Raw genomic sequence first — 25,093 nt, 5'->3', positions numbered from 1 at the left:
AAAAAAGAGACAATTACAGGCAATACCGCAGCATCGTGATATCCTGCGAACCCTAAGCTTATCCATTGCTCGACTGCTGTTAATGACGACTACCGAATCTACGCCTAACCCAATTCAATCCGCACGTACCTTGCTTAAGGAACTTCAGGAAAAATTCACCGTATTCGGCGAATACCTGCCCTTGGCCATCGGCATCGACAAGCAACTGATCGCACAAATGCCCGATGTCAGCCGCAAATCATTGCGCACCGCACTCGGCATACACACCAATTCCCTGCGTTATCTGAAAGGCATGGAAAAAGCGACTGTACGTTTCAACCTTGATGGCAGCAACGCTGATGAAGTGACAGAAGTGCATCGCACACATGCCACGACGACGCTGAAAGAACGCTTCAAGAAAAATGCAGAACAACGCAAAGCGCAACGGCAAGCGGAAGAAACACAGCGCAAAGCTGCCGCCAAGCAACGTGAAGCAGAAGAAGCCGACCGTATGCGCGCAGAGAAATTGACTCAGCTCGCCGAGAAATTCTCGCGCAAGAACTGATACCTATGCGTTGTCTGGCGACTGCCAGGCAACGCATTACACCTTTACCAGTAGGTCCACAACATCTTCGCCGCCAGCACATACAGCAGGCAGGCAAAGATGCGCTTTAAAACTGGCACCGGTAAACGATGCGCCAGACGCGCGCCAAACGGTGCGGTAAACACGCTGCCGCAAACGATACCAGCCAGACCAATGGTAGAAATAAAACCTACCGCATCATCCGGCAAACCCGGAACATTCCAGCCAGAAATCACATAACCGATTGTGCCAACGATGGCCAAGGGTATGCCCATCATGGCACCGGTTCCTATGGTCTTCTTCATAGGCACACCGCACCACAACATGAACGGGATCGTGAGGAATGCGCCACCTGCGGAAACCAGGCCACCGATAATCCCGATAATCAGCCCGACACCAAACAGCGGCCATGCCGACGGAAGCGAACGTGCTGCTTTCGGTTTTTTGTTCAACAGTATTTGTGTGGCACCAAAGAACACAATCACGGCAAAGCTCAGCGCCAAATGTCGTTGTGGAATCCAAGCCGAGATCGAAGTAGCAAGCAAACTGCCAACAACCAAACCCGGCGTCATCCGTTTAACGATATTGAAATCAACACCGTCGAATTTAAGATGCTCGCGCACGCTGGAGCCGGATGTAAAAACGATGGAAGCCATGCAAGTCGCCAATGCCATATGTACGACATGATCCGGGGCAAAGTGCTGCGCAGCGAATAATGCCGCCATGATAGGCACCAGCGTCATGCCGCCACCTATGCCAAGCAAGCCCGCCAACACGCCAACAAACGCACCCGCGAGAACATAAGTAAAAAACCAGATCATGCCTACCCCTCAGTAATTGTTTTTGAATTGATCAGCGCATCAGCAGCTGCATACCATGCAGCTCTATTTTTAATAATTTATTTGCCTGTAGTAGATACAGCGCGAGACATGATGATCAACGACCTCATGGAAAAGCGCGCGCCATCGGCATGAATATACCCACGACAAACCACACTACGTGCAACAGCCAAAGCAGCAAAAAATACAGCTTGATCTGCTCCGCACTCCAGAGTGAAGAACGGAACCAGTCTATGAAGAAAAAAGACCTCCAGCCTTCCATCCATTCAGCACCACCCCAACGCATGATCCAGAGTGTAAAGATCGAGCTGGCAGCAAAGAAAAGAGACCAGTTGAGCAGGCTCATGACATTCGATTTGTGATGGAACGCGGAATATAAGGGATAACGACACATACGCTGTGACCGTCACAGCTTACGGATAGAAAAGAATGTTGTCTACTCGATACTCGCGCTTGCATGAGAGCGAATTTGGCATCGGCGACGTCACTTGAGAAAAAGTATTAGACTAGCGCTTACAGCAAGCTGATCTATTCAGAGGTCACTCAACAACCTCAGCGCACTTTTCGCTTCGCCGCATCATCAAGATTCGTTTTATCAAAATAATAACCATCAGGCTTTCTTGCACTCCACCACACACACACCTGTCGTCAAAAATGAACGTCTGTTCTTGCTGACCATTGCCGGCATACAGTTTACGCACATCCTCGATTTCATGATCATGATGCCGCTCGGCCCGCAGCTGATCCGCCTCTTGCACATCGATACGCATCAATTCGGCTTGCTGCTGTCCTCATATACATTTGCTGCAGCAGCATCCAGCTTGCTCGCTGCGACCTATATCGATCGTTTTGATAGACGCAAGTTGCTGCTGACCTTGTACACCTGTTTCATCATTGCCACACTGTGCTGCGGGCTCGCACCGAACTACACCTCGTTGTTGATTGCACGCGCACTGGCGGGAGCGTTCGGCGGCATTCTGGGTGCCTTGGTGCAAACCATGGTGGCTGATGTCATTCCATTTGAACGCCGCGGCAAGGCACTGGGAACCGTGATGGCCGCGTTCTCGATATCGACAGTTGCCGGCGTACCTTTGGGCTTGTTGCTGGCCTCTTATTTCACTACGCTGGGTTGGCGCGCGCCCTTCTTCTTCATCGTTTTACTATCGAGTGTATTCTGGATCATCGGTTATAAATTGCTGCCGAATTTGACCGCACATCTGGGAAGAAAACGAGTCGGAAATATTTTTCAGCAAATCTTTGCTGTCGCTAAAGAACCTCGCCACTTAACCGGATTTGCTTTCATTGCGCTGATGATGATGGCGGGCTTTACCGTCATTCCGTATATCCCGCTGTATCTGACGAGTAATGTCGGCATGCCGGAGTCATTCCTGACGATCATTTATCTATGTGGTGGTGCTGCGACATTTTTTACCTCTCAGCTGATCGGCCGAATGGCGGACAAATACGGCAAGTTGAAAGTGTTCCAGGTGGTGGCCTTGGCATCCTTCATTCCGCTATTGATCACGACACATATGGGACCGATAGCCTGGTGGCTGGTGCTGATCAACTCAACGATTTTCTTTATTTTGGTACCGGGCCGCATGGTACCTGGCATGGCGATGGTCAGCGCCGTGCCCGAAGCGCATGTGCGCGGTACTTTCATGACATTGATCTCGTCAGTGCAGATGTTGGCATCCGGCCTCGCCACGCTGGTCGCCGGTTTCGTCATGACGCGTACGCCTAGCGGACAGGTCGAGCACTACAACACGGTCGGCTATATCGCTGTCGCATGCGGCATTGCCACCATCTGGCTTGCCAAACATCTGCGTGTATCAGGCACGTCTAACACAACAAACAAGCCGACATAAGCCGTCAAGACTTAGCAGCAGGTGTGCGTTTTTTGCCTGGCTTTGCTGCCGATTTTGCCGCAGTTTTTTTCGCTGCCGTAGATGTAGTTTTAGGCTGGGTTGCCTGCGGCTTTGTTTTCTTCTGTGCCGCATTCTCTTCGGACATCACACTACTCACCGTTTGATTGAATTGTTCCTGCAGCGTCGTCCACCATGCGGTCGATGCAGCAGCAGATGCTGCACTCGCCTGCAAAGGATCGATACTTGCAGAAGCAGCTGCCGGATTCGTTGCAGTGCTTCCTTGCATGTTGGCGCCAAACGTTTCACCCATGGTGCGCAAAGTGGAGATCGTTGCGCTTTGCACTTCCAGCGCTTGTATCGTGCCGCGTAACATCGTCATGTTTGCGTTCAGCCATGCCTCTACTGCCTTCAAATCGGCGATCTGCTTGTTGATCTCTTCCACGGATAGCGTGGGCATGACCATGCCGGGAATACCGGCCGCTGGCGCTTTCATCCCACCCCACATATTCTTGACGAATTCCATCGTGTCGGCCATGGCATCGAAGCCAGGAAGATTGGGCATATTAGGCTGCGTCACGATAAACCTCCAGAAGAACATCTTGCGACAAGAAAACCAACTCGGGAATAAGTGCAGCGTAGCAGATAATGGCTAGCGCCCGAATTTCTAACGCGGTGGACGCTGCATTTTGCAACTCGTCGACAAGGCGGTACTGGCTGCTGGCAGATAAAGCTCCGTCTTGAAACCGTAACCGCTGCCTTCGTTATCGAAGCGTATCCCGCCATCCGATTTTTTACGCATTACCGATACATACAGCGGCTGTATCAATTGATGATCAGCGGCGCGCATCGTCGCATCGTGGAAGGCATTTTGATAGTGCGCGCCTTCTAGCGCTTTGGCGACTGCATTTGCTTCTGTCGATTTGGCTTTTTCAATCGCAGCCACCAGCATCTCTATCATCACGTGCATGCGCAAAAATACATAGTCGTCCTTGGCCTGCGGATAACGCTGGCGAAATGCGCTGTAGAAACGATCACTGGCTGAATTGGCGACACCATCGCCGGCATTAGGATGCCATTCCGCCACTGCGCGCACGCGATCCACACCCGCATCACCTATCGCAGCAGGCGCACCCAAGCCGTTACCGTAAAACGTATAAAACTTGGTATTCAAGCCGAATTCTTTCGCAGCCTTGACCAATAAAGTTAGATCATTGCCCCAATTGCCGGTGATGACAGCATCGGCACCGCTTGCCTTGATTTTGGCAATATACGGTGCGAAATCCTTGATCTTGCCGATAGGATGCAATTCATCGCCGACGATCACGATGTCTGGGCGTTTGGCTGCCAGCTGGCTGCGCGCAGCTTGTGCCACCAGACGGCCGAAACTGTAATCTTGCCCAATCAGATAAACGCGCTTGGCACGTGCATCGCCTTTGATGACTTCCGTCAATGCGTTCATCCGCATATCGGCATTGGCATCAAAACGGAAATGCCAGTAGCTGCACTTCTCATTCGTCAACGCCGGATCTACTGCTGAATAATTAAGGAACAAGACACGGTTATCCGGCACACGCTGATTGTGTTTGGCGACTGCATCAATCAGGGCAGCGGCAACGGCCGAGCTATTACCTTGCACTACGAAGGGAATGTGTTTGTCGGTCAGGCGTTTGAATTCGATCAAGGACTCTTCAACGCCCAATTTGTTATCGAAAATTTCCAGCGCCAGCGGATGCCTGCCATCCGGCAATTTAACGCCGCCACGCGCATTGACTGTCTCTATCGCCAATTGCAGATTGCGCGCAACCGCTTCGCCCGCATTGGCAAAAGGGCCGGACATGCCATCTATCATGCCTATCTTGATCGGCTCTGCTGCGCGTACCACCACGCTGGCACACAAGAGCAATGCAAGCGCGACAATTTTTTTACCTGAAATATTCAATCTGCGACCTTCTTAAACCACCCATAAGCGCCCATTTTACGCGGCGCGATACACGCGTGCTGGCACACCCAAGCAAAGGCGTTGCGTTTACACTAGCGACCATGACGACAGATATGCCACCAACCCAGCAACGCGCCAAGCGCGTGCGACTCTCCATGGGTTGGCTATTTGTCTTGATTGCATCTGTATTGCTGCATTTGATCGTCATCAGTTGGGCGCGCGGCTTCATTCATCTGCCATCGACCAGTGCACCCGACGACACCCTCGTCATTGATGCAACGCTGGAAGCACCAATTATTCCCAAACCGGTGATCGTTGCCGCTGTGAAGCCCAAGCCAAAACCACGGCCGCGTCCAGTTGCGCCACCACCAGCAGAAATTGCTGCTCCTGTCACAGATCTCGTCACGGCAAGCAGTGATCCGCATACAACAGATACGAGTGATACCGAAACAAGCGCAACAGATACGACACCGGCTACCAGTAATACGCCTGAAGAAAAGACAAACGCCGTGTCTTACATCATCGATCTGCCGCCCTCAGCCGAGCTGAAATACGACATACAAAAAACACCAAAGGAAGGTGCACCCATGTATGGCAGCGGCACCATCAGTTGGCATAACAATGGCCGCACATATACGGTAGATGGTGATTTCGGCATACTCTTCATTACCGCATTACGTTTCAAAAGTACTGGCACTATCGAAGACATCGGCATCGTGCCAGAGCTGTATAGCGAAAAACGCTTCCGTAAATCAGAAACCAATACGCACTTCCATCGAGAACGTAACACGATCAGCTTTTCTGCCTCCACGCTATCGTATCCACGCACCGGCGGCGAACAGGATAGAGCCAGCATCATTTGGCAATTGGCGGGCATAGGACGCGGAGATTCTGCGAAATTCGTGCCCGGCGCCAGCATAGACTTGTTCGTGGCCGGCACGCGCAATGCAGAAACGTGGCACATTCTGGTAGTTGGTCAGGAAAAAATTCAGATAGACGGCGTCAGCACAAACACATGGCACGTAGTACGCTCACCGAAAAATGGTTCCTACGATCAAAAACTGGATATCTGGCTTGCCCCACAGCAGCAATGGTACCCAGTCCGATTGCGTTATACAGAAGCCAACGGCGACTACCTCGACATGACGCTCAGCAAGCTGAACGTTTCCTCTGTACCTTAGTCAGACATTTTCACATTTACTTTTTTGGTGACCCAATGAAGCGCACTCTTTCCCGTAATCTAGAATCCATGCTGCTGGCATGCGTTATTGCCACATCAACTGGCGCCGTACTTGCACAAACGTCGGCCAAACGTGCATTTAACCTGCCGCCATCTGCCGATCTTAATTATGCAATTACTGCCAATCAGCGTGGCTTGCAACTCAATGGCACAGCCACCATACATTGGACTGCAGACAAAAATAATTACTCCATCACAAGTGAAACACGGGCCATGCTGCTCGGAAAAATACTGGAAGCAAAGAGCGAAGGCACCATAGATGCGTTCGGTCTTGCACCATCGACCTCAACCGAAAAACGCTATCGTAAAGACCCGACGACAGCAACTTTCAATCGCGACACGAAAACCATTACATTCAGTGCATCTGACGCCAGCTATCCGATCAAGGGCGGCGAGCAGGATCGCAATAGCGTTGTATGGCAACTAGCCACCATCGCGCGCAGCACACCGAATAAATTCAAAGCCGGTGCCACTATCCCGCTCATCGTCGCAGGACAAAAAAATGCGGATGCCTGGACCTTCAAGGTCAACAAATCGGAAAAAATCAACACGACTTTAGGCGACCTGAATACCGTGAAAGTCAGCAAAGTCATCAAGGACGGCAGCTCGGAACAAAAACTCGATATCTGGTTTGCCCCTTCCATGCAATGGTATCCGGCACGCGTGCGTATTACCGAACCTGAGGGCGACTTCATCGAACAGACTCTGACCAAAGTCACACCATTATCGTAAGCACGCAGGATCGATAGGCAATCAACACATATAATTCTGCTTTAAGACCGGTTCACTCACCTCGAACCAGTCACCGATTTTGATGATGAAGGAAAATATGAGTTCTGCAGATGGCGCACTGGTACTGTTCAGCGGCGGTCAAGATTCCACTACCTGCGTTGCATGGGCGCTCTCGCGCTATGCCAAGGTAGAAACCATAGGCTTTGATTACGGTCAACGTCATGCGATCGAGCTGACAGTACGCCCCAGCGTGCTGCAAAAACTGCGCGCGTTTTCGCCAGAATGGGATAACAAGCTGGGCGAGGATCATATGATCGATCTGTCGCTGATTTCAAAAATATCCGATACCGCACTCACGCAAAATGTAGAAATCGCGATGATGGAAAACGGCCTGCCCAATACCTTTGTGCCCGGTCGCAATTTACTTTTCATGATGGTGGCAGCGACGGTTGCTTATCGTCGCGGTTTAGATGTCTTGGTTGGCGGCATGTGCGAAACGGATTTTTCCGGCTACCCGGATTGCCGCGACGATACGATGAAAGCACTGCAAGTCGCGCTCAATCTCGGCATGGCAACGCATCTGAAGGTGGAAACACCACTGATGTGGATAGACAAGGCCGAGACGTGGAAGATGGCACAGGATCTAGGCGGCCCAACCTTGGTCGATCTGATACGCGAAGGAACGCACACTTGCTATCTGGGCGAACGCGGTGCCTTGCATGATTGGGGCTATGGCTGCGGCACGTGTCCTGCCTGTGCATTGCGTGCACGTGGATATCAAAATTTCATCGCGCAAGAAAACAGCTAAGCGTTTAATCAAGACTTGGATCTGGCATACGTCTCCAATAGCTCCAGCAAGAAATTCTTCAACGCAGCGTATGGTGACAATGCAGTCCCGGCGGAATGCCCGTCAGATGACAGAGATTTGGAATGATTTCTGGATAACAGCATGATGCGCTCCCATCACCAGACATCTACGTCAGCACTCAAGCTGACGTAGATGTTTCAAACACTCTATCCCTTATGCAAATTAACGCATGCCATTACCTTGTGGCTCCATAGGCATAGGCGCGGGCATATTGCGATATTTAGGTTGTTCAGGCATCACGTTGGGTTGAGGCGGAGGATCAACGATGATGGTCTTCGTTTCGCGGAAAATACCGCCGCCGGACACACTGCCAGATGCTTGTCCCTCACCATGTACGCGTCGCACGCAATCTTGACGATCGGATTCCGGCAAGGCTTTGCAACGCATCAAAGCATTTCTTTCATATAGCTCGGCATCTTCGCTCGTCAATTGCCCGTGTTTCGATGCATCAAGCGCGGCACCAGCATCTCGCAAGCATTCCTTACGGTCCGGGGCAGATTGGCAGGCTGCGCGCTCTTGCTGATACGCGCTCCCAACCTTGTCCGCTGCAATGGCCGTTGTTGAAACAAACAAGAGACTGACGGCAAAAAGAGACGCGCCTAGTGCATATTTCCCCATTTTGCGGAGCAAACTTTGAGTGAATAGCATATGACCTCCTGCTGGATAAAAACTCAATATAGGATGCAGATACGCCTCCGTATGTACGGTATCCGACTTATGCTGAATCAAATTACATGACTGCAATATTTGGAATAGAGACATTTCCCAATGGTGGGCTTCCTGACTATTTCTCTGCACAATCATTTAATTCAATGACATACTTGCCAGTCAGACACCCGCCACTCGTTAATCTTGTCGGCAATCCAATCAAATAACTCCTACACAGAGAGATGGTAATGGCCTCACCCAACACGCCTCGCAAGCATTTTTCCATGTTGCGCGGTTTTCATCTTGCTGATTTCTTTACGTTAGGCAACGCAGCCTGCGGTGTGGCTGCCGTATTTTTCTCCATGCTGTACATGGCTAGCCAGTCGCTGACGCATTTTTATGCGGCAGCAGCCATGGCGCCTGCCGCCTTCATATTCGATGTACTGGACGGGAAAATCGCACGCTGGCGGCGTCAGCATTCCGCGATGGGACGCGAACTGGATTCTTTGGCGGATGTCATTTCATTCGGTCTGGCACCGGTAGCGCTGGGCTTCGCAGCTGGCTTGACTGGCGGTTGGGATTGGGTTGCGATGATTTACTTCGTCTGCTGCGGTGTAAGCCGTCTGGCACGCTACAACGTCACCGCTGAAAGTTTGTCCGAAGGTGGCGACAAGGTCGCTTATTTCGAAGGAACACCCATACCGACCAGCGTCATCATCACCGGTATCCTGGCATGGCTGGCATCGCATGAACTGGTTGGGCAAACGATTTATGGCGGCACTTGGATGATCGCTTCGTGGGAATTACATCCATTTGCGCTGCTGTATGTGCTGTCCGGCACGCTGATGATCAGCAAAACCCTGCATATTCCAAAGTTCTAATTTGCAGCGCATGACTCTACCGTTCATAAGCGATAGAGTAGCGCTGCGATCACTACCGCTGCAGCAGACGCTGCCGTGATCGAATCAAGCAAATCCATACTTTCCTCCAATCTGAGCTGTTAGCTCCGCTGCGACATCCAGCAGGGCTAACGTTCTCAGATTACGCAGGAAAATCATGCCTACAAACGAATCCTTTCTTGGATTCTTATGAGGAAAATGAATATTGCCCCAAGTCAAATGTAACAAGGCGTAAATGAATTGGCAAAGTCACCAGAATAATCTTTCAATGGAGACTACCAAACACGTATTCGTGCTTGTAAGGGGAGTAATAAAATGAAAATCAAGCTTATCGCTCTGACGATAGCGCTGATGGTCGTCAATGCTACGGCTGCACAACTATCCGCAGAAGCCTATCAAAGCAAACATGCACAGGACAAGGCGGCCTCACAGAAGGTCATCGCACCTGTTCAACGCATTACCAAGTCCGAAGCCAAAGCAGCCAAAATGGCTTTGATCGTGGAAAATTTCGAGAAGATCGATGCCAACAATGACGGCGTTGTGACACGTAGCGAGTTACGTGCTTACGTTCTGTCCACGCGGCGCCATGTTCCTATGACTTGATCCGATTACTCGGATACCAGCGCCGCTTCATCGGCGGCACAGCTTACTCTCGCCTCCTCCGCAATGCCTTGTTCATGGCATTCGTCTCAATTTTTATCAAAAAGATATGAAATCGATAGTCAACGATGGAAAATTCGTTGCCTCATCCCATAGATATGGCATGCTAAAGCACAATCACAATAATTGAGCCCAACGCACGTCGATGCGCGAACGGCCACTCCAGGAGGAAATAGAGCATGGTTAGTCGTTTGCGTACGTTTATTGTCGGCCTTATTCTCGTCAACTTTTCCTGCCAGCTTTATGCAGAAGATGGCGTGACCGATACCAGAATCCTGATCGGTCAAACCATAGGTCTAACCGGCACCATCGCCGCTCCGGTAAAAGAAATGAATGAAGGTGCCAACGCCTATCTCGCCGGAGTGAATAGCCGCGGCGGCGTTAATGGCAGAAAAATCGAACTTATCACACTGGACGACAAATTCGATCCCAAGCTGGCTGCCGCCAATGCAGAGTCACTGATCAAGAAAGAACATGTATTCGCCTTGTTCCTGAATCGCGGCACACCACACACGGAAGCCATACTGCCGCTCATGGTTGCCAACAAGGTGCCCCTGGTTGCGCCTAGTACAGGTGCCATGATCTTTCATACACCCACGAACCCACTGATATTCAACGTACGCGCAAAGTATCAGGACGAAGTGAAAAAAGGTGTAGAGCATTTTGTAACCAGCGGTGCAAAAAGCATAGGCTTGCTGCACGTCGATGATTCATTTGGCAAAGATGGACTGGCCGGCTTCGTCAGTGCGATGAATACGCACAATATAACGCCCGCTATCATCGCGTCATTTCCTCGCGTCAAACCTGACTATGCAGCCACGGCAGATGCCGTCATCAAGGCAAATCCGAGCGCCTTGATCATCGTCAGCTCATCAGCCAACACGATTGAAGTCATCAAGGCAATCCGCGCCAAAGGTGGCCTGATGCAAATCATGACGCTATCGAACAATTCATCGCAGTCCTTCGTGCAGGACCTTGGATCTATCGGCACCGGCATCATCGTGTCACAGATAACGCCGGCACCGAATCTGCTGTCCACCGGCTTGGGTAAGGAGTTCAGCGCAGCCGCGAAAGCTCACAACACCACAGTGTCTTACGCCGCGATGGAAGGTTTTGTCGCCGCCAAGGTATTGGTCGAGGGTTTGAAACGTGCAGGTCGCGATCTGACGAGAGAGAGATTCATTCGCGCTTTGGAATCGATACAGAAAGTCGATCTGGGCGGAGTAACCATTACCTATACTTCGGCCGATCACACCGGCAGCGAGTTCGTTGAATTGACGATGATAGGTAGAGATGGACGCTTCATCCGATAAATACGCAGCGCGTCATCAACGCACATTGTTCATCCAGCGATCGAGACTCAATCAGAAGATTAGGTCTCGATTGCTGCAGCCACCGCATGTACGCGCGCTTCATGTATCGCTTCCGGGATACGTTGCGCCTGATCCGGATAACGTTGTCGCGTCGCTTCGGCGATCTCACCACCATTGACCGTTTGCGCAGCGTTTAGTGCAGATTGCAGATAAGCCTTCTGTGGAAATGGCTTGTCTGCAAAACCAGTACGGCCACGATGGTCGCACTCCGACGCAGACAACATATCGATAAAACGCTGCGGCTTGCGAAACGCATCGCAACGCTCAAATAAAGTCACTATGGTCTTGGCACGCAATTCCAGCGCACGACCGACATTGCCATGCTCACGTGCCGTCATCAAAGCCAGATCACGACACTCGTTCGGAATCTTCAAACGCTTGCACACGGCATCAACCAGCTTCACGCTATGCATCTCATGCCCGTGATGACGCGGCCATAGCTCCGGCGGTGTGACGCCTTTGCCCAGATCATGGAACAAGGCTGCGCAACGTATAGGTAAATCAGCCTTGGTCTGCGCCGCATAATCAATCACCATCATCACATGTACGCCGGTATCGATTTCAGGATGATATTGCTCAGGCTGTGGCACACCCCACAAGACATCCAGCTCAGGCAGAATGCGCTGCAAGGCACCGCAATCGCGTAGCACTGCAAACATGCGTGACGGTTGAATTTCCATCAAGCCGCGCGCCAATTCCTGCCAGACACGTTCAGGCACCAGCGCATCGACCTCACCTGCTGCCACCATTGCTTGCATCAGTGCATTGGTTTCTGCCGCGACCGAGAATTGCGGGAAGCGTGCCGCAAAACGTGCGATGCGCAAAATGCGTACAGGATCTTCCGCAAAAGCTGGCGACACATGTCGGAATATCCGTTGTTCTATATCCCGCTGCCCATTGAACAGATCGACGATCGCACCGCTCTCATCCTTCGCCATTGCATTGATAGTCAGATCACGCCGGATCAAATCCTCTTCCAGCGTGACGCTGGCATCCGTATGAAAGACGAAACCTTTGTAACCAGGTTCTGTCTTGCGCTCGGTACGTGCGAGCGCATATTCTGCATGCGTAACAGGATGGAGGAAGACAGGAAAATCTTTGCCGACCGGCGTATAGCCTTGCGCAATCATTTCCTCCGGCGTTGCTCCGACCACGACATAATCGCGATCCTTGACCGGCACGCCGAGTAATTCATCGCGTACTGCACCGCCGACAATGTAGGTCTTCATGTCCAATCGGATTCAGTCTGGGTAGATATCGTATTTATCGATGTGATCAGCTTCTGCCAATGCACCGTTAATCCATTGCGCAACAGCAGGGTGCGCGGCAACACGTTCTACATACGCATCCAACGCCGGCGCCAACACCACGTCATAGGTACGGAAGCGCATCACCACCGGAGCGAAGTAAGCATCAGCTATCGAGAATTCGCCAAACAGGAATTGGCTGGGGCCGGACAGCGCCAGACAGTTTTCCCAGATCTCGCTGATGCGACCGATATCCGCTTGCGCTTCTATCGTGCGGCCTTTGCCAGGAAATTTGGCACGGATATTCATCCACATGGCAGAACGCACACCGGTGAAACCGGAATGCATCTCCGCACAAATCGAACGTGCCAACGCGCGTGCAGCAACATCTTCCGGCCACATCTTCTTTTCCGGGAATTGCTCAGCCAAATATTCACAAATCGCCAGTGAGTCCCAAATCGTCGTATCGCCCGCAATCAAAATCGGCACACGGCCAGCCGATGAGTAATGCGCAATTTGCGCAGTCGTATCGGAACGATCCAGCAGCAAGGAAATTTCCTGAAACGGAATATTGAACGCCGTCATCGCCACCCATGGACGCATGGACCAGGATGAATAATTCTTGTTGGCAATCACCAGTTTCAAGCCGCCTTTTTCAGCGTTACTGAGTGTTTGCGATAACGCAGGATCAAGTTCTGTTGTTTGCATAAATTTCGAAAAAGAACATTACTAGTACGGGCCAGACCAGCTTATGGCAAATCGCTGGCTACAAACGACTTCGGAGCAACACTGCCTAAACGCTCTTTCAACGATTGCGGCTTGTTCTCGAACATCGCTGCATAGTAAGTCGCGTTGGACAATACTTTTTTCACGTAATCACGCGTTTCCGAGAATGGAATCGACTCTGCAAAAATCGCGCCTTCCACCGGACGTGTCAATGTCGAGCGCCATGCACGCGGACGACCAGGACCAGCGTTGTACGCAGCAGTCGCCATCGTTTGCGAGCCATCCAGATCGTTCAACACCATGCTCAGGTAACTGGTACCCAACATGATATTGGTTTCGATTTCATTCACCTGACTATGTGCGAAATCGGTCATGCCGATTTTTTTCGCAACATGACGTGCAGTGGCTGGCATCAATTGCATCAAGCCGGAAGCACCAACATGTGAACGTGCATCCATGACAAAGCGCGATTCCTGACGAATCAGACCGTACACCCAGGCCATTTCCAAGCCCACTTTTTGTGTCGCCGTGCGCATGATTTCTCGATAAGGCGCAGGGAAACGTTGTGTGAAATCGACTTCTATCTTGGTGCGATCCGATGTATTCACCATGCGATCCAGCACTTCACTGCGACGTGCAAACTCGGCAGCTGCCAGATGCTGACGCTCGTTCATTCTGCGCAATTCCCAATTCCATTCGCGATAACCTTCGAAACGCAAACCCAGATCGAAGAATTTGAAAGCACGGCGAAATCCGGCATTGGCAGCCATAGGTGCAACTTCTTCTTCCGTAACAGCAGCAGCGCGTGGTGGAATCGTGATTTTCTGACCCAACTCTTCCAATGCCAACTGCCCGTAGAAATTGGTTTGCGATGCGATCGATTGCATCAATGCGTTGGCTTCATCTTTCTTGCCTTCTTCACGCAAGGCACGCGCCAGCCAGTAAGTCCAGCTTGGATCGTCACGCAAGGATGGTGGCATCGCTTCTATGCCTTGCTTGACCAGCTTCCAGTCACCAGCGCGCAGCGCAGCACGTATCTTCCACTGATGTGCTTCCGGCGATAACGGCGCATTGCCAGCCTTGCGCCAATAATCAGCGGCCTCAGGCAACAACTTCATCGAAGCCTGCAAAGCAATCTGCGCCCAACCCAATCCTTCCTGCTTTTTGTTCAGCAACAATGTATTGCTGGACAGGATATCGGCAGCCTGTGCCGGATTGTTCTTTGCTATACGACCCAAAGCAACAATGAACACTTCATGCCTCACACGACGGAAGCCCACACCACGCGAAGTGATCATTGCAGGCTTGTCCATCGCCGTAATCAAGGAACCATCATCGATACCGGTAAACGGCACCAAACGACGTACGAAATCGGTCGAACCGGTTTCTGCCGCCAGACGCACTTGCGCCCACAGATCATCTTCGTTGAACTGACCGTTTTCCATCAAGGTGCCGATCAAGGCAATGCAGCCTTCGCCGTAATTCTTCGGCACCGTCAACAATGCACGTGCATCGGCGGCAACATTCACACCTTTCACGGCCTTCGACATCAGGGCATAACACTTCAGTTGCGTGTCGTCATTCAATTCAAACTGTGGATACTGCTCGTCGAAAGTCAGCCAATCGCGTCGCTTGCCCAACTCCAGCAGCCAGTCATTACGCAAACGATCTGCAATCGCACTGCCGTTGTAGCGCGTCAGGAAAGCTTGTATCTCAACAGCAGAAGCATCCTTGATACGCGGCTTCAGCTGGTAGTAATCGACATAGGAAGGAATAGGATAGTTGCCCAGCTTGGACGCAATGTCACTGGCACGTACCGCATCACCACGGCGAGACGCATCGCGCAATGCCAAGAAGGCATCGTCGTCGCTGGCGAAACCGGCGGGACGTTTTTGTGCATGCGCTGCCGGCAGCAGAAACAATGCGGATGCTGCGAGCAACATGACTCGTGCCAATAATTTATTCGAAAACATGAATTTCGTGACCCCTCTTTTTATCCTGCTTATACTGGATGGCTATGCCACCTAGAATAGCACGCGATGCCATTCCCGTACCCATGCAAAATAAGCTAGAACTACGCCGCACACTACTCGCAGCACGTACTGCCCTTGCTCCTGATCAACGCCAGCTTTTTGATCGCCGCATAGGCACCAAAATCCTACAATGGTGGCGCACCGAGCAGCCAGCCACGCTGGGCGTATATTGGCCTATGCGCGGCGAACCCGATTTGCATCAGGCGTATGCCAGCCTGAGCGAGCAAGGTGTGCAATTGGCATTGCCCGTGATCGTCGGTGACACTGCGCCCTTGCAGTTCGTGCGATGGACACCGGGCGAAGCCTTGCACAAGGATAGGTTCGGCACCAGCGTGCCCGTCGCGGAGAATGCCCTTGTACAGCCGCAAGCCTTGCTAATTCCCTGCTTAGGTTTTAATACTGAATGCTTCCGCCTCGGTTATGGCGGCGGTTTTTACGACAGAACACTGGCGCAAGAACCCAGACCGCGTACGCTAGGCGTCGCTTATGCGTTCGGCGAAGTCGACTTTGCCAACGAAATCTATGACATCGCGCTGGATATGGTGATAACGGAAGAAACTACTTTTCGCCAACTCTAAAATAAAAACGATGCCGTGACCGTGAACCGGTACAGGGCATCGTTTCATACTTCTAAAATTTACGACTTACTTTTGCGATAGATTCAAACGCGACCAGATCGCGTGCGTTGCCGCCGCCTGATTCAATGTATAGAAATGCAAGCCCGGTGCTCCGCCTGCCAACAAACGTTCGCACAAGTCGGTAACCACATCCAAGCCAAATGCACGTATCGAATCACTATCATCGCCAAAGCTGGCCAGCTTGAGACGCACCCAACGTGGAATCTCCGCGCCGCACATGTCCGAGAAGCGCATCAACTGCGAATAATTGGTGATCGGCATGATGCCAGCCGTGATTGGTATATCCGCACCGGCCTTGCGTACATCGTCAACAAAACGGAAGTAGGCATCAGCATTATAGAAATACTGCGTGATAGCTGAATTGGCACCAGCATTGGCCTTGCGCACAAAGCTGACGATGTCATCTTGCGGTGACTTCGCTTGCGGATGCATTTCCGGATAAGCCGCGACTTCGATATGGAACCAGTCGCCGGTTTCGGCACGGATGAATTCCACCAGTTCGTTCGCGTGATGGAACTCGCTGGACGACATATCCATGGCGCCATAACCGCTAGGCAAATCGCCGCGCAAGGCGACGATACGCTTGATGCCGTGTGATTTGAATTCTGCCAAGATCGCACGCAGGTTTTCACGCGAGCTGCCGAGGCAGGATAAATGCGGCGCAGCGTCGTGACCGGCACGGCGGATTTCCAGTACCGTTTCCAGCGTGCCTTGCTGTGTCGAGCCGCCGGCACCAAACGTGACCGAGAAATATTTCGGATTCAACTCGGCCAATTTGGCGCAGGTTACCCGCAGTTTTTCCACACCAGCCGGTGTCTTCGGCGGGAAAAACTCTATGCTGAAATTCTGTTCTTTCATTTTTCTTGTAGTAAAAGCGCGGAGAGTATCCACGAAATAATGCTGTACAGGATCGCACCACCAACCGCAGCCCAGAAACCGGCAACGTGGAAGCCGCCCACCAACTCAGACACCGCCCAGAACATCAATCCGTTAATGACGAAGATGAACAAACCCAGCGTCAGCAAGGTGACAGGCAAAGTCAGTAATACGAGTAGAGGACGAATCAAGGTATTCACCAAGCCCAGCACCAGCGCCGCGAGTATCGCCGCACCAACACTGTCGACCTTGATCGACGACATCAAGAAAGGAAGCGCAAACAGCGCCGCTGCATTGATTGCCCAGATGAGGATTAAACGCATACGATTTCTCCGTTTTCAAAATTGAACTTCAGGAAATCGCCGCTCCATTTTTATAAAAAACGGAGCGGCTCTGGCAAAACGACTGCTTGTTTAGCGACGTCTATTGCAACTGCTTAGTAACGATAATGATCTGGCTTGTAAGGGCCAGTTTTCTGCACACCAATGTAATTGGCTTGCTCTGTGGTCAGAGTCGTCAACTGCGAATTGAGTTTCTTCAATTGCAGGCGCGCGACTTTTTCATCCAGATGCTTAGGCAGCGTGTAGACGCCGACTGGGTAGTTTTTCGTGTTCGCGTACAACTCGATCTGTGCGATCGTTTGGTTTGCAAACGACGAGCTCATCACGTACGACGGGTGACCAGTACCGCAACCGAGGTTAACCAAGCGACCTTCAGCCAGCAAGATGATGCGTTTGCCGTCAGGGAAGATGATGTGATCGACTTGCGGCTTGATGTTTTCCCATGTGTATTGCTTCAACGCAGCAACTTCGATTTCATTGTCGAAGTGACCGATGTTGCAGACAATCGCCTGGTCTTTCATCTTGGCCATGTGGTCATGCGTGATGACGTGGTAGTTACCGGTACAGGTAACGAAGATGTCGCCGTGTTCAGCAGCGTATTCCATCGTTACTACGCGGTAGCCTTCCATCGCTGCCTGCAGTGCGCAGATAGGATCGATTTCAGTTACCCAAACTTGCGCCGACAAGGCACGCATCGCTTGTGCCGAACCCTTGCCGACGTCACCGTAACCGGCGATGACTGCAACTTTACCTGCGATCATGACGTCGGTTGCGCGCTTGATACCGTCAACCAGCGATTCACGGCAGCCATACAGATTGTCGAACTTGGATTTGGTAACGGAATCGTTAACGTTAATCGCAGGGAAAGCCAGTTTACCTTCCTTGTGCATTTGGTACAAACGATGCACACCGGTCGTGGTTTCTTCGGTCACGCCGAGAATTTGTGGCAAGCGTTTCGAGTACCAGGTTGCATCCACTGCCAGATGTTTCTTGATCGAATTGAACAGGCAGATTTCTTCTTCTGAACCTGGGTTGTTCAATACCGATGCGTCTTTTTCAGCGCGCGTACCGAGATGCAGCAACAAGGTTGCATCGCCGCCATCATCCAGAATCATGTTCGAATAAACCGCAGCGCCTTTAGCGTCGTTTGGCCATTCAAAGATGCGATGGGTGTATTCCCAGTAATCGTCCAGTGTTTCGCCTTTAACAGCGAATACTGGTGTGCCGGCAGCAGCGATCGCAGCAGCAGCGTGATCTTGTGTCGAATAGATATTGCACGATGCCCAACGCACTTGTGCGCCCAAAGCTTCGAGTGTCTGGATCAGCACAGCGGTTTGAATCGTCATGTGGATCGAACCGGTGATGCGTGCGCCCTTCAAAGGCTGCGCTGCCGCGAACTCTTCGCGGATGGCCATCAGGCCTGGCATTTCGGTTTCGGCGATGCGAATTTCTTTGTCACCCCAAACTGACAGGGACAAGTCGGCGATTACGTAATCGGAAAATTTAGTAGAGGAAGTCATTACTGCGGCGTTCATCACGCCCTCCTTTCGTTAGAAAAAAAGAAACGTGAGCGCAGTTGCATGTACTGACCACATCAAGCCTGGCAGATCGAACGATCTGTCGCAACGCTCCTTGATGCGGGTGCCATTTTAATCGAAAAAAACGCCTGCGGCCACCTTCTACAACCAAGGAGAACGGAAACTATTTCTTCAATGGCGCGGTAGGCGGTAGAGAAACTGAGTGCAGCTTGGCTGATTCAGACTGGGATTCCACGTTTTCAGTGATCCAGCGCAACATATCCAGCCAGATACGCTTCACTTCAGCATCCGACGGCATTTTTTGTGCATTCGGCAACTCGATGGTGATCACCGGAACATTTTTATGTATGCCGCTGTAGTTACCTAACGATCCTGGATAAACACCGACACGATTCAATAACAAGCGGCCGAAACGACGCGGTGGTTGTGCCGGGCCATCGAAATCCAATACGCCGAACGGCGCGTGTACGGAAATAATCACATCAGGACGGAAACGTACCATTTCGTCATGTACCCAACGACTTTCCGGCTCGGACAAAGGTGCGGAGCCGGGAAAGCGACGCGGATCTTTTTTGGTACGCGCCGCCCAGTAACGCGGCGCATCCTGCTGCCAACCCGGCGTCGGGAAATTACGGTTCAGATCCACGCCATTGGCATTGACGCGCTTGGCTTTGGGCGCCAATAAACCGTCAGGATTTACTACTGGCACCACGCTCCATTCAAATTGCTGCGCTGCAGCCGTAGGCATCCACTGCAGCCAACGGAACACAACAGAAACGGAAGTCAATTCATCGCCATGTATGCCGCCCATCAGCAATACGCGCAATGGCGGCTGGCTACGCTTGCCCTTTTTGACCGCAGGAATCTGGCGCGCCAGCAAAGGGAAACCTTGCAGCGAGTTCACTCCTGTCGGCAACAATTCACTTTGCTGGCACATCGCATTGGACACGCCCGGCAAACGCACTACCAGTCGCTTGCACCAATCAGCTGGATGAACTGGAGTAGAAACTGGCGAAGTGGCGGTCGCACTGGCAGGCAAAGCTATCCCGAACGCAAGGACAAACGAGATAAGGAGCTGCCTGACAAGATTTGCGATATGCATCAACGCCTCAAAAAAACAAAATGGTCGGATTAATTCTTTGCAGAATTTTATCCGACCATCGCACAACACTACAGACTAATTATTACAAACCGGCTGCTGCACGCAGAGCTGCTGCCTTGTCGGTACGTTCCCAAGTGAACTCTGGCTCTTCGCGACCGAAGTGGCCGTATGCTGCGGTTTTTTGGTAAATCGGACGCAACAGATCGAGCATTTGCACGATACCTTTTGGACGCAGATCGAAATGTTCCAGTACCAATTGGGCGATTTTTTCATCGCTGATTTTGCCTGTACCGAACGTAGTAACCATGACCGAAGTCGGTTTAGCCACGCCGATTGCATACGAAATCTGGATCTGCGCACGTTCTGCCAAGCCAGCCGCAACGATGTTTTTCGCTACGTAACGACCAGCATATGCTGCGGAACGATCGACTTTCGAAGGATCTTTACCAGAGAATGCGCCGCCGCCGTGCGGAGCTGCGCCGCCGTAGGTATCAACAATGATCTTGCGACCGGTCAAACCGCAATCGCCTTGCGGACCGCCGATAACGAAACGACCGGTTGGGTTGACCAGGAAGCGCGTATCTTTCAACCATTCAGCCGGTACGACAGGCTTGATGATGCTTTCGATAACAGCCTCTTCGATTTCCTTGTGCTGCATTTCTGGCGCGTGTTGTGTCGACAACACGATGGTGTCGATGGAAACAGGGCGACCATCAACGTAACGCAAGGTAACTTGTGATTTTGCATCCGGACGCAGCCATGGCAAACGACCGTCTTTGCGCAATTCAGATTGGCGCTCAACGATGCGATGTGCATAGTGGATCGCAGCCGGCATCAATTCTGGTGTTTCATCGCAAGCGTAACCAAACATCAAGCCTTGATCACCAGCGCCTTGGTCGAGATCGATACCAGCACCTTCGTCGACACCTTGTGCGATGTCCGGCGATTGCTTGTCATACGCAACCAACACGGCGCAGCTCTTGTAATCAATACCGTAGTCGGCATTGTCGTAACCGATGCGTTTGATGGTTTGACGTGCGATTTCGATGTAGTCGACGTTGGCGAAGGTGGTAATTTCACCCGCCAGAACAACTAAACCGGTGTTGCACAGTGTTTCTGCCGCGACGCGTGCTTTAGGATCTTGTTGAAAGATCGCATCAAGGATCGCATCGGAGATTTGATCGGCCACTTTGTCTGGGTGGCCTTCGGAGACGGATTCAGAGGTAAACAGATAATCATTTGCCATCGCAGGTTCCTTATTACTTCATTAAGTTGAACAAGTCGCGGTCAACCTAATTGAGCCTGCGACGCTTTAGCGAAATTTATATACCGCCTCGCAAGTTGTCATTAACTCGGCGGTTGCTACTTTGTGCTATTTTACGCCTCTTGAAAAAATTCGGCAATTCGCCCAGTTTTTGTCCCGCTTTGCCTTAGTAGACTTATATCACCTTTGGTCTTCTTAAGACCTTCTTATTTAACGGCCAGTATGCTTGTTTCCCTCTTCCGCCTGCTCTCGATTCTGCCTTTATCGGTGCTGCACCCGATCGGCATAGCAATTGGCTGGCTGGTTTATCTGGCATCCCCTGCTTATCGCAAACGCCTGAAGGACAACATCACGCGTGCCGGCTATCAACAACATTTATCTACAGCAATCAATGAGTCCGGCAAGGGCATACTTGAACTGCCTTTCGTCTGGTGCGCAGCTCCCGCGCGCGTACTCCGTACCGCCACGATAGAAAACTGGGAACTGGCACAAGCCGCGCTGGACGCCAAAACCGGCGTGATCTTCCTGACGCCGCATCTGGGTTGTTTTGAAATCATTGCGCAAGCAATTGCTGCACAAACTTCATTGACCGCGCTGTATCGCCCGTCGCGCAAGTCCGCCTTGCAACCTCTGATCGAAGGTGCACGTGCACGCGAAAATCTGCATTTGGCACCAGCCAATCTGGCCGGTGTACGTACCTTATTAAAAGCATTGAAGAATGGTCAGGCCATCGGTTTGTTGCCGGATCAGGTGCCGCAACACGGCGAAGGTGTATGGGCAGATTTTTTTGGCAAACCGGCTTACACCATGACCTTGTCGGCCAAGCTGCACACGATGAGCCGCGCACCCATCATTCTGTCTTACGCTGAACGTCTGCCTTACGGCCGCGGCTTCGTGATTCGCTTTGTACCGTTTGAAGAAACACTGGGCGAGACACCCGAACAACAAGCACGTGCCATCAATCTGGCGATGGAAAAATTGATTGCGCGCTGCCCGGCGCAATACATCTGGAGCTACAACCGCTATAAAACGCCAGCCGGCGTCACTCCCGCCGGAGAACAAGTATGAGAGCGCTGATTATTGTGATGTGGCTGCTGCACTGGTTGCCGCTGCCGATTTTGGGGCGCATAGGAAAGGCGCTAGGCTCACTGCTCTACATCCTCATGAAGTCGCGCCGACACGTGACGCTAACCAATCTGCGTCTATGCTTTCCGGAAAAAAGTGAAGCGGAACGCGAAGTCATCGCCAAACAACATTTCCAGGCATATGCACGCAGCGCACTAGAGCGCGGCATCTTGTGGTGGGCCTCAGAAGCACGCCTGAAACGTCTAATCCAGGTTGAACCGGGCATCCCGTTCGAAGTGCTGGAATCCGGCCCAACCATCTTGTTATGCCCGCATTTCGTCTGTCTGGAAATTCCCGGCATCGCACTGGTACTGAATTCGCACTTTTCGGTTTGTACAATTTACTCGCGTCAGAAAAATCAGCTGATCGATGAAGCACTATTGAAAGGTCGCTCGCGCTTTCGTCCGGTCACTCTGCTGTCACGCGAAAAAGGCGTCAAACCCATCATCCGTGCGATGCGCGAAGGTTTGCCTTTTATCATGTTGCCGGATATGGATTTCGGCGTGCGCGATAGTGAGTTCGTACCCTTCTTCGGCATCCCTGCAGCCACACTGACTGCACCGGCGCGCATCGCTGCAGCGACCAAAGCCAATGTCGTGCCTATGATCACCACTTACTTGCCGAACTACAAGGGATGGAAAACCACCTTCTATCCGGCATGGACCGACTATCCCGGTGACGATATCGTCGAAGCCACACGCAGGATGAATGCTTTCATCGAAGAACGTATACGTGAAGCACCGGCTGAATATTTCTGGGCGCACAAACGCTTTAAAACACGCCCTCCAGGCGAACCCAGCGTCTATGCAAAAAACAGCCCAGACGACACACAAGCAGTCGATTAATCGCTTGCATTCATCGCGCTCATCGTATTTCCCGGCTTGAACCTCAGTTTGCTTAATACGCGCTGGCAAGCCACAGCTATAATCGACACATGAAACTCAAATTCACAAAAATGCACGGCGCAGGCAATGATTTCGTCGTGATTGATGCCATCAATCAGGACATAGCTTTCACTCCTGCACAATGGCAACATCTGGCTGACCGTCGCTTCGGTGTTGGCGCGGATCAAATGCTGGTAGTTGAAAAACCGCAAGCGGCAGGCGTCGATTTTCGCTATCGCATCTATAACGCCGATGGCGGCGAAGTTGAGCAATGTGGCAACGGTGCGCGCGCCTTCGTCAAATTTGTGACCGACAAGAAACTGACGAACAAACACGCCATCAAGGTAGAAACCATGTCCGGCATCATTGAGCCGCGCATGGAAGCCAACGGACAAATCACCGTCGATATGGGCGCACCGATATTGACGCCGGAAGATGTGCCCTTCAACACCGCCGATCTGCTGTGCAAGGAGGAAGGCAACGATACTGTGTGGCCGCTGGATATCAAGGGCGAAACCTACTGGATTTCCGTCGTCTCCATGGGCAATCCGCATGCAGTGCAAGTCGTTGCCGATGTGGAAGAAGCACCCGTGCGGGAAGACGGCGTCTTGATCGAAAATCATCCGCGCTTCCCTAAACGCGTCAATGCCGGCTTCATGCAAATCGTCGATCAGCATCACATCAAATTGCGCGTATTCGAACGTGGCGCTGGTGAAACGCTGGCTTGCGGCACCGGCGCATGCGCGGCCGTTGTCGCCGGCATCCGTCGTGGTTTGCTTCACACACCGGTCAAAGTAGAGACGCGCGGCGGCGAATTATCGATCGCGTGGGCAGGTGGCGAATCAGCAGTGATGCTGACCGGCCCGGCCGTAACCGTCTTCGAAGGCGAAATCGAGATTTGACCTCCATTGCACGCGATTGTTTTTCGCACGCGGTTGTCGGTTAAAATCATTGCCAAATAACGCACGCCTATACGGCGTGCTCCCAACCAAACTTATTCAAGATCACACGACAAATGACTGCTCCCCTGGATTCCGACACCGTCGCCGACTATTTGCTGGATCACCCGCACTTCTTTGAAGAACACGCGGAGTTGCTGTCCAAAATCAAATTATCCAGCCCGCTCGGTGGTCGCACCTTGTCGCTGCAAGAGCGTCAAATGGACGTCTTGCGTGAAAAGCACAAGCTCATGGAATTACGCTTGGCAGAACTGATGCGCATCGGTCAGCAAAACGATGAGATCGCGCACAAATTCCACACATGGACATGTGCATTGTTGAAGGCACGCAACGATGTCGATTTGCCGCATACGCTGACTGTCGGTCTGCAAGAAGCATTCTCCGTACCGCACGTCACCCTGCGTCTGTGGGGCGTATCGGAAGAGTTTGCGCACACATGGTTTGCTGCATCGGTTTCTGCCGATTCACGCTTGTTCTCCAACGGTTTGACCACGCCGTTCTGCGGCAGCAACAACGATTTTGAAGCAGCTTCATGGCTGGAAGATGCGCCGTCGATACAATCAGTCGCGCTCTTGCCTCTGCGCCTGGACAATGCACCGGAAGCGTTTGGCCTATTAGTACTCGGCTCACCTGATGCGCATCGCTTCACCTCCGACATGGCAACCGACTTCCTGACAAATATCGGACAAACTGCCAGCGCCGCCTTGTCGAGCATGCTCGACTAAATGTCAT

General features: G+C 51.9%; 26 protein-coding genes and 1 riboswitch. Of the genes, 13 read left to right on the top strand and 13 right to left on the bottom strand.

Features of this window, described 5'->3' with window-relative positions; all coding sequences use genetic code 11:
• The first annotated feature begins 82 nt into the window (after window positions 1-82).
• The gene (locus AC07N2_RS06910; RefSeq protein WP_494777579.1) at window positions 83-544 is read left to right on the top strand and encodes a ProQ/FINO family protein; all 462 of its coding nucleotides are present in this window, start codon (window positions 83-85) and stop codon (window positions 542-544) included.
• Between the two features lie 44 nt (window positions 545-588).
• On the opposite strand, the gene AC07N2_RS06905 is transcribed toward AC07N2_RS06910, so the two are convergent.
• A complete protein-coding gene (locus AC07N2_RS06905) occupies window positions 589-1,383 on the bottom strand; it encodes a sulfite exporter TauE/SafE family protein (protein WP_076593232.1) in 795 nt (264 codons plus the stop codon).
• Window positions 1,384-1,507: 124 nt separating this feature from the next.
• The gene (locus AC07N2_RS06900; RefSeq protein ID WP_494777578.1) at window positions 1,508-1,747 is read right to left on the bottom strand and encodes a hypothetical protein; all 240 of its coding nucleotides are present in this window, start codon (window positions 1,745-1,747) and stop codon (window positions 1,508-1,510) included.
• A 274-nt stretch (window positions 1,748-2,021) separates the two neighbouring features.
• On the opposite strand from AC07N2_RS06900, the gene AC07N2_RS06895 reads away from it, so the two are divergent.
• On the top strand, window positions 2,022-3,269 hold the full coding sequence (locus AC07N2_RS06895) for an MFS transporter (protein ID WP_494777577.1): 1,248 nt from the start codon (window positions 2,022-2,024) through the stop codon (window positions 3,267-3,269).
• A gap of 4 nt (window positions 3,270-3,273) precedes the next feature.
• On the opposite strand, the gene AC07N2_RS06890 is transcribed toward AC07N2_RS06895, so the two are convergent.
• Complete coding sequence (locus tag AC07N2_RS06890) at window positions 3,274-3,846, bottom strand: PhaM family polyhydroxyalkanoate granule multifunctional regulatory protein (protein ID WP_494777576.1); 573 nt, start codon at window positions 3,844-3,846, stop codon at window positions 3,274-3,276.
• Between the two features lie 87 nt (window positions 3,847-3,933).
• Window positions 3,934-5,187 carry a branched-chain amino acid ABC transporter substrate-binding protein gene (locus AC07N2_RS06885; protein WP_494778127.1) on the bottom strand — a complete coding sequence of 418 codons (1,254 nt, stop codon included), beginning with the start codon at window positions 5,185-5,187 and terminating at the stop codon, window positions 3,934-3,936.
• A 122-nt stretch (window positions 5,188-5,309) separates the two neighbouring features.
• On the opposite strand from AC07N2_RS06885, the gene AC07N2_RS06880 reads away from it, so the two are divergent.
• The 3 genes from AC07N2_RS06880 to queC all read left to right on the top strand — a co-directional run bounded on the left by AC07N2_RS06880 (window position 5,310) and on the right by queC (window position 7,988).
• Window positions 5,310-6,389 carry a DUF3108 domain-containing protein gene (locus AC07N2_RS06880; protein WP_494777575.1) on the top strand — a complete coding sequence of 360 codons (1,080 nt, stop codon included), beginning with the start codon at window positions 5,310-5,312 and terminating at the stop codon, window positions 6,387-6,389.
• Window positions 6,390-6,424: 35 nt separating this feature from the next.
• A complete protein-coding gene (locus AC07N2_RS06875) occupies window positions 6,425-7,180 on the top strand; it encodes a DUF3108 domain-containing protein (RefSeq protein WP_494777574.1) in 756 nt (251 codons plus the stop codon).
• Window positions 7,181-7,277: 97 nt separating this feature from the next.
• On the top strand, window positions 7,278-7,988 hold the full coding sequence (queC, locus tag AC07N2_RS06870; protein ID WP_494777573.1) for a 7-cyano-7-deazaguanine synthase QueC: 711 nt from the start codon (window positions 7,278-7,280) through the stop codon (window positions 7,986-7,988).
• A gap of 222 nt (window positions 7,989-8,210) precedes the next feature.
• Here queC and AC07N2_RS06865 read toward each other — a convergent pair whose 3' ends face one another.
• A complete protein-coding gene (locus AC07N2_RS06865; RefSeq protein ID WP_494777572.1) occupies window positions 8,211-8,696 on the bottom strand; it encodes a hypothetical protein in 486 nt (161 codons plus the stop codon).
• Window positions 8,697-8,944: 248 nt separating this feature from the next.
• Between AC07N2_RS06865 and AC07N2_RS06860 the strand changes: the two genes are divergently transcribed.
• From AC07N2_RS06860 to AC07N2_RS06850, 3 genes are all read left to right on the top strand, one after another.
• Window positions 8,945-9,577: a CDP-alcohol phosphatidyltransferase family protein gene (locus AC07N2_RS06860; protein ID WP_494777571.1), complete on the top strand. Its 633-nt coding sequence runs from the start codon at window positions 8,945-8,947 to the stop codon at window positions 9,575-9,577.
• Window positions 9,578-9,910: 333 nt separating this feature from the next.
• Window positions 9,911-10,198 (top strand): EF-hand domain-containing protein, encoded by a 288-nt coding sequence (locus AC07N2_RS06855; RefSeq protein ID WP_076593224.1) that lies wholly within the window; start codon window positions 9,911-9,913, stop codon window positions 10,196-10,198.
• Window positions 10,199-10,434: 236 nt separating this feature from the next.
• Window positions 10,435-11,568: an ABC transporter substrate-binding protein gene (locus AC07N2_RS06850; protein ID WP_494777570.1), complete on the top strand. Its 1,134-nt coding sequence runs from the start codon at window positions 10,435-10,437 to the stop codon at window positions 11,566-11,568.
• A 59-nt stretch (window positions 11,569-11,627) separates the two neighbouring features.
• On the opposite strand, the gene AC07N2_RS06845 is transcribed toward AC07N2_RS06850, so the two are convergent.
• From AC07N2_RS06845 to AC07N2_RS06835, 3 genes are read right to left on the bottom strand one after another with little or no spacing between them, the layout of a single operon-like run.
• Window positions 11,628-12,857 carry a multifunctional CCA addition/repair protein gene (locus tag AC07N2_RS06845; RefSeq protein ID WP_494777569.1) on the bottom strand — a complete coding sequence of 410 codons (1,230 nt, stop codon included), beginning with the start codon at window positions 12,855-12,857 and terminating at the stop codon, window positions 11,628-11,630.
• 12 nt (window positions 12,858-12,869) lie between these two features.
• Window positions 12,870-13,583, bottom strand: a complete 714-nt coding sequence (locus AC07N2_RS06840) for a glutathione S-transferase family protein (RefSeq protein WP_494777568.1) — start codon at window positions 13,581-13,583, stop codon at window positions 12,870-12,872.
• A gap of 41 nt (window positions 13,584-13,624) precedes the next feature.
• A complete protein-coding gene (locus tag AC07N2_RS06835) occupies window positions 13,625-15,574 on the bottom strand; it encodes a lytic transglycosylase domain-containing protein (protein ID WP_494777567.1) in 1,950 nt (649 codons plus the stop codon).
• A gap of 83 nt (window positions 15,575-15,657) precedes the next feature.
• Here AC07N2_RS06835 and AC07N2_RS06830 point away from each other — a divergent pair, with 83 nt between their 5' ends.
• Window positions 15,658-16,212, top strand: a complete 555-nt coding sequence (locus AC07N2_RS06830; RefSeq protein ID WP_494777566.1) for a 5-formyltetrahydrofolate cyclo-ligase — start codon at window positions 15,658-15,660, stop codon at window positions 16,210-16,212.
• Window positions 16,213-16,278: 66 nt separating this feature from the next.
• On the opposite strand, the gene metF is transcribed toward AC07N2_RS06830, so the two are convergent.
• The 5 genes from metF to metK form a co-directional block, all read right to left on the bottom strand.
• Window positions 16,279-17,130 carry a methylenetetrahydrofolate reductase [NAD(P)H] gene (metF, locus tag AC07N2_RS06825; RefSeq protein WP_494777565.1) on the bottom strand — a complete coding sequence of 284 codons (852 nt, stop codon included), beginning with the start codon at window positions 17,128-17,130 and terminating at the stop codon, window positions 16,279-16,281.
• Window positions 17,127-17,471: a phage holin family protein gene (locus AC07N2_RS06820; protein ID WP_076593219.1), complete on the bottom strand. Its 345-nt coding sequence runs from the start codon at window positions 17,469-17,471 to the stop codon at window positions 17,127-17,129. The genes metF and AC07N2_RS06820 overlap by 4 nt, the downstream gene beginning before the upstream one ends.
• A gap of 113 nt (window positions 17,472-17,584) precedes the next feature.
• Entirely contained in the window at window positions 17,585-19,024 is a 1,440-nt protein-coding gene (gene ahcY, locus AC07N2_RS06815) for an adenosylhomocysteinase (protein WP_494777564.1), read from the bottom strand.
• Window positions 19,025-19,050: 26 nt separating this feature from the next.
• A riboswitch (S-adenosyl-L-homocysteine riboswitch) is annotated at window positions 19,051-19,129 on the bottom strand.
• A 61-nt stretch (window positions 19,130-19,190) separates the two neighbouring features.
• A complete protein-coding gene (locus AC07N2_RS06810) occupies window positions 19,191-20,129 on the bottom strand; it encodes a M14 family zinc carboxypeptidase (RefSeq protein WP_494777563.1) in 939 nt (312 codons plus the stop codon).
• An 82-nt stretch (window positions 20,130-20,211) separates the two neighbouring features.
• A complete protein-coding gene (metK, locus tag AC07N2_RS06805) occupies window positions 20,212-21,375 on the bottom strand; it encodes a methionine adenosyltransferase (RefSeq protein ID WP_494777562.1) in 1,164 nt (387 codons plus the stop codon).
• Between the two features lie 240 nt (window positions 21,376-21,615).
• On the opposite strand from metK, the gene AC07N2_RS06800 reads away from it, so the two are divergent.
• The 4 genes from AC07N2_RS06800 to AC07N2_RS06785 all read left to right on the top strand — a co-directional run bounded on the left by AC07N2_RS06800 (window position 21,616) and on the right by AC07N2_RS06785 (window position 25,086).
• Window positions 21,616-22,461 carry a lysophospholipid acyltransferase family protein gene (locus AC07N2_RS06800; protein WP_494777561.1) on the top strand — a complete coding sequence of 282 codons (846 nt, stop codon included), beginning with the start codon at window positions 21,616-21,618 and terminating at the stop codon, window positions 22,459-22,461.
• Window positions 22,458-23,363, top strand: a complete 906-nt coding sequence (locus AC07N2_RS06795; protein WP_494777560.1) for an LpxL/LpxP family acyltransferase — start codon at window positions 22,458-22,460, stop codon at window positions 23,361-23,363. Before AC07N2_RS06800 ends, AC07N2_RS06795 begins: the two co-directional genes overlap by 4 nt.
• Before the next feature lie 89 nt (window positions 23,364-23,452).
• Complete coding sequence (gene dapF, locus AC07N2_RS06790) at window positions 23,453-24,304, top strand: diaminopimelate epimerase (RefSeq protein ID WP_494777559.1); 852 nt, start codon at window positions 23,453-23,455, stop codon at window positions 24,302-24,304.
• A 113-nt stretch (window positions 24,305-24,417) separates the two neighbouring features.
• A complete protein-coding gene (locus AC07N2_RS06785) occupies window positions 24,418-25,086 on the top strand; it encodes a DUF484 family protein (protein WP_494777558.1) in 669 nt (222 codons plus the stop codon).
• Window positions 25,087-25,093: the final 7 nt, after the last annotated feature.

Source organism: Herminiimonas sp. GW821-FHT09C12, assembly GCF_059416385.1.
Note: the sequence above shows the minus strand (reverse complement) of the source record. Positions and strands in the feature narration are given on the sequence as shown.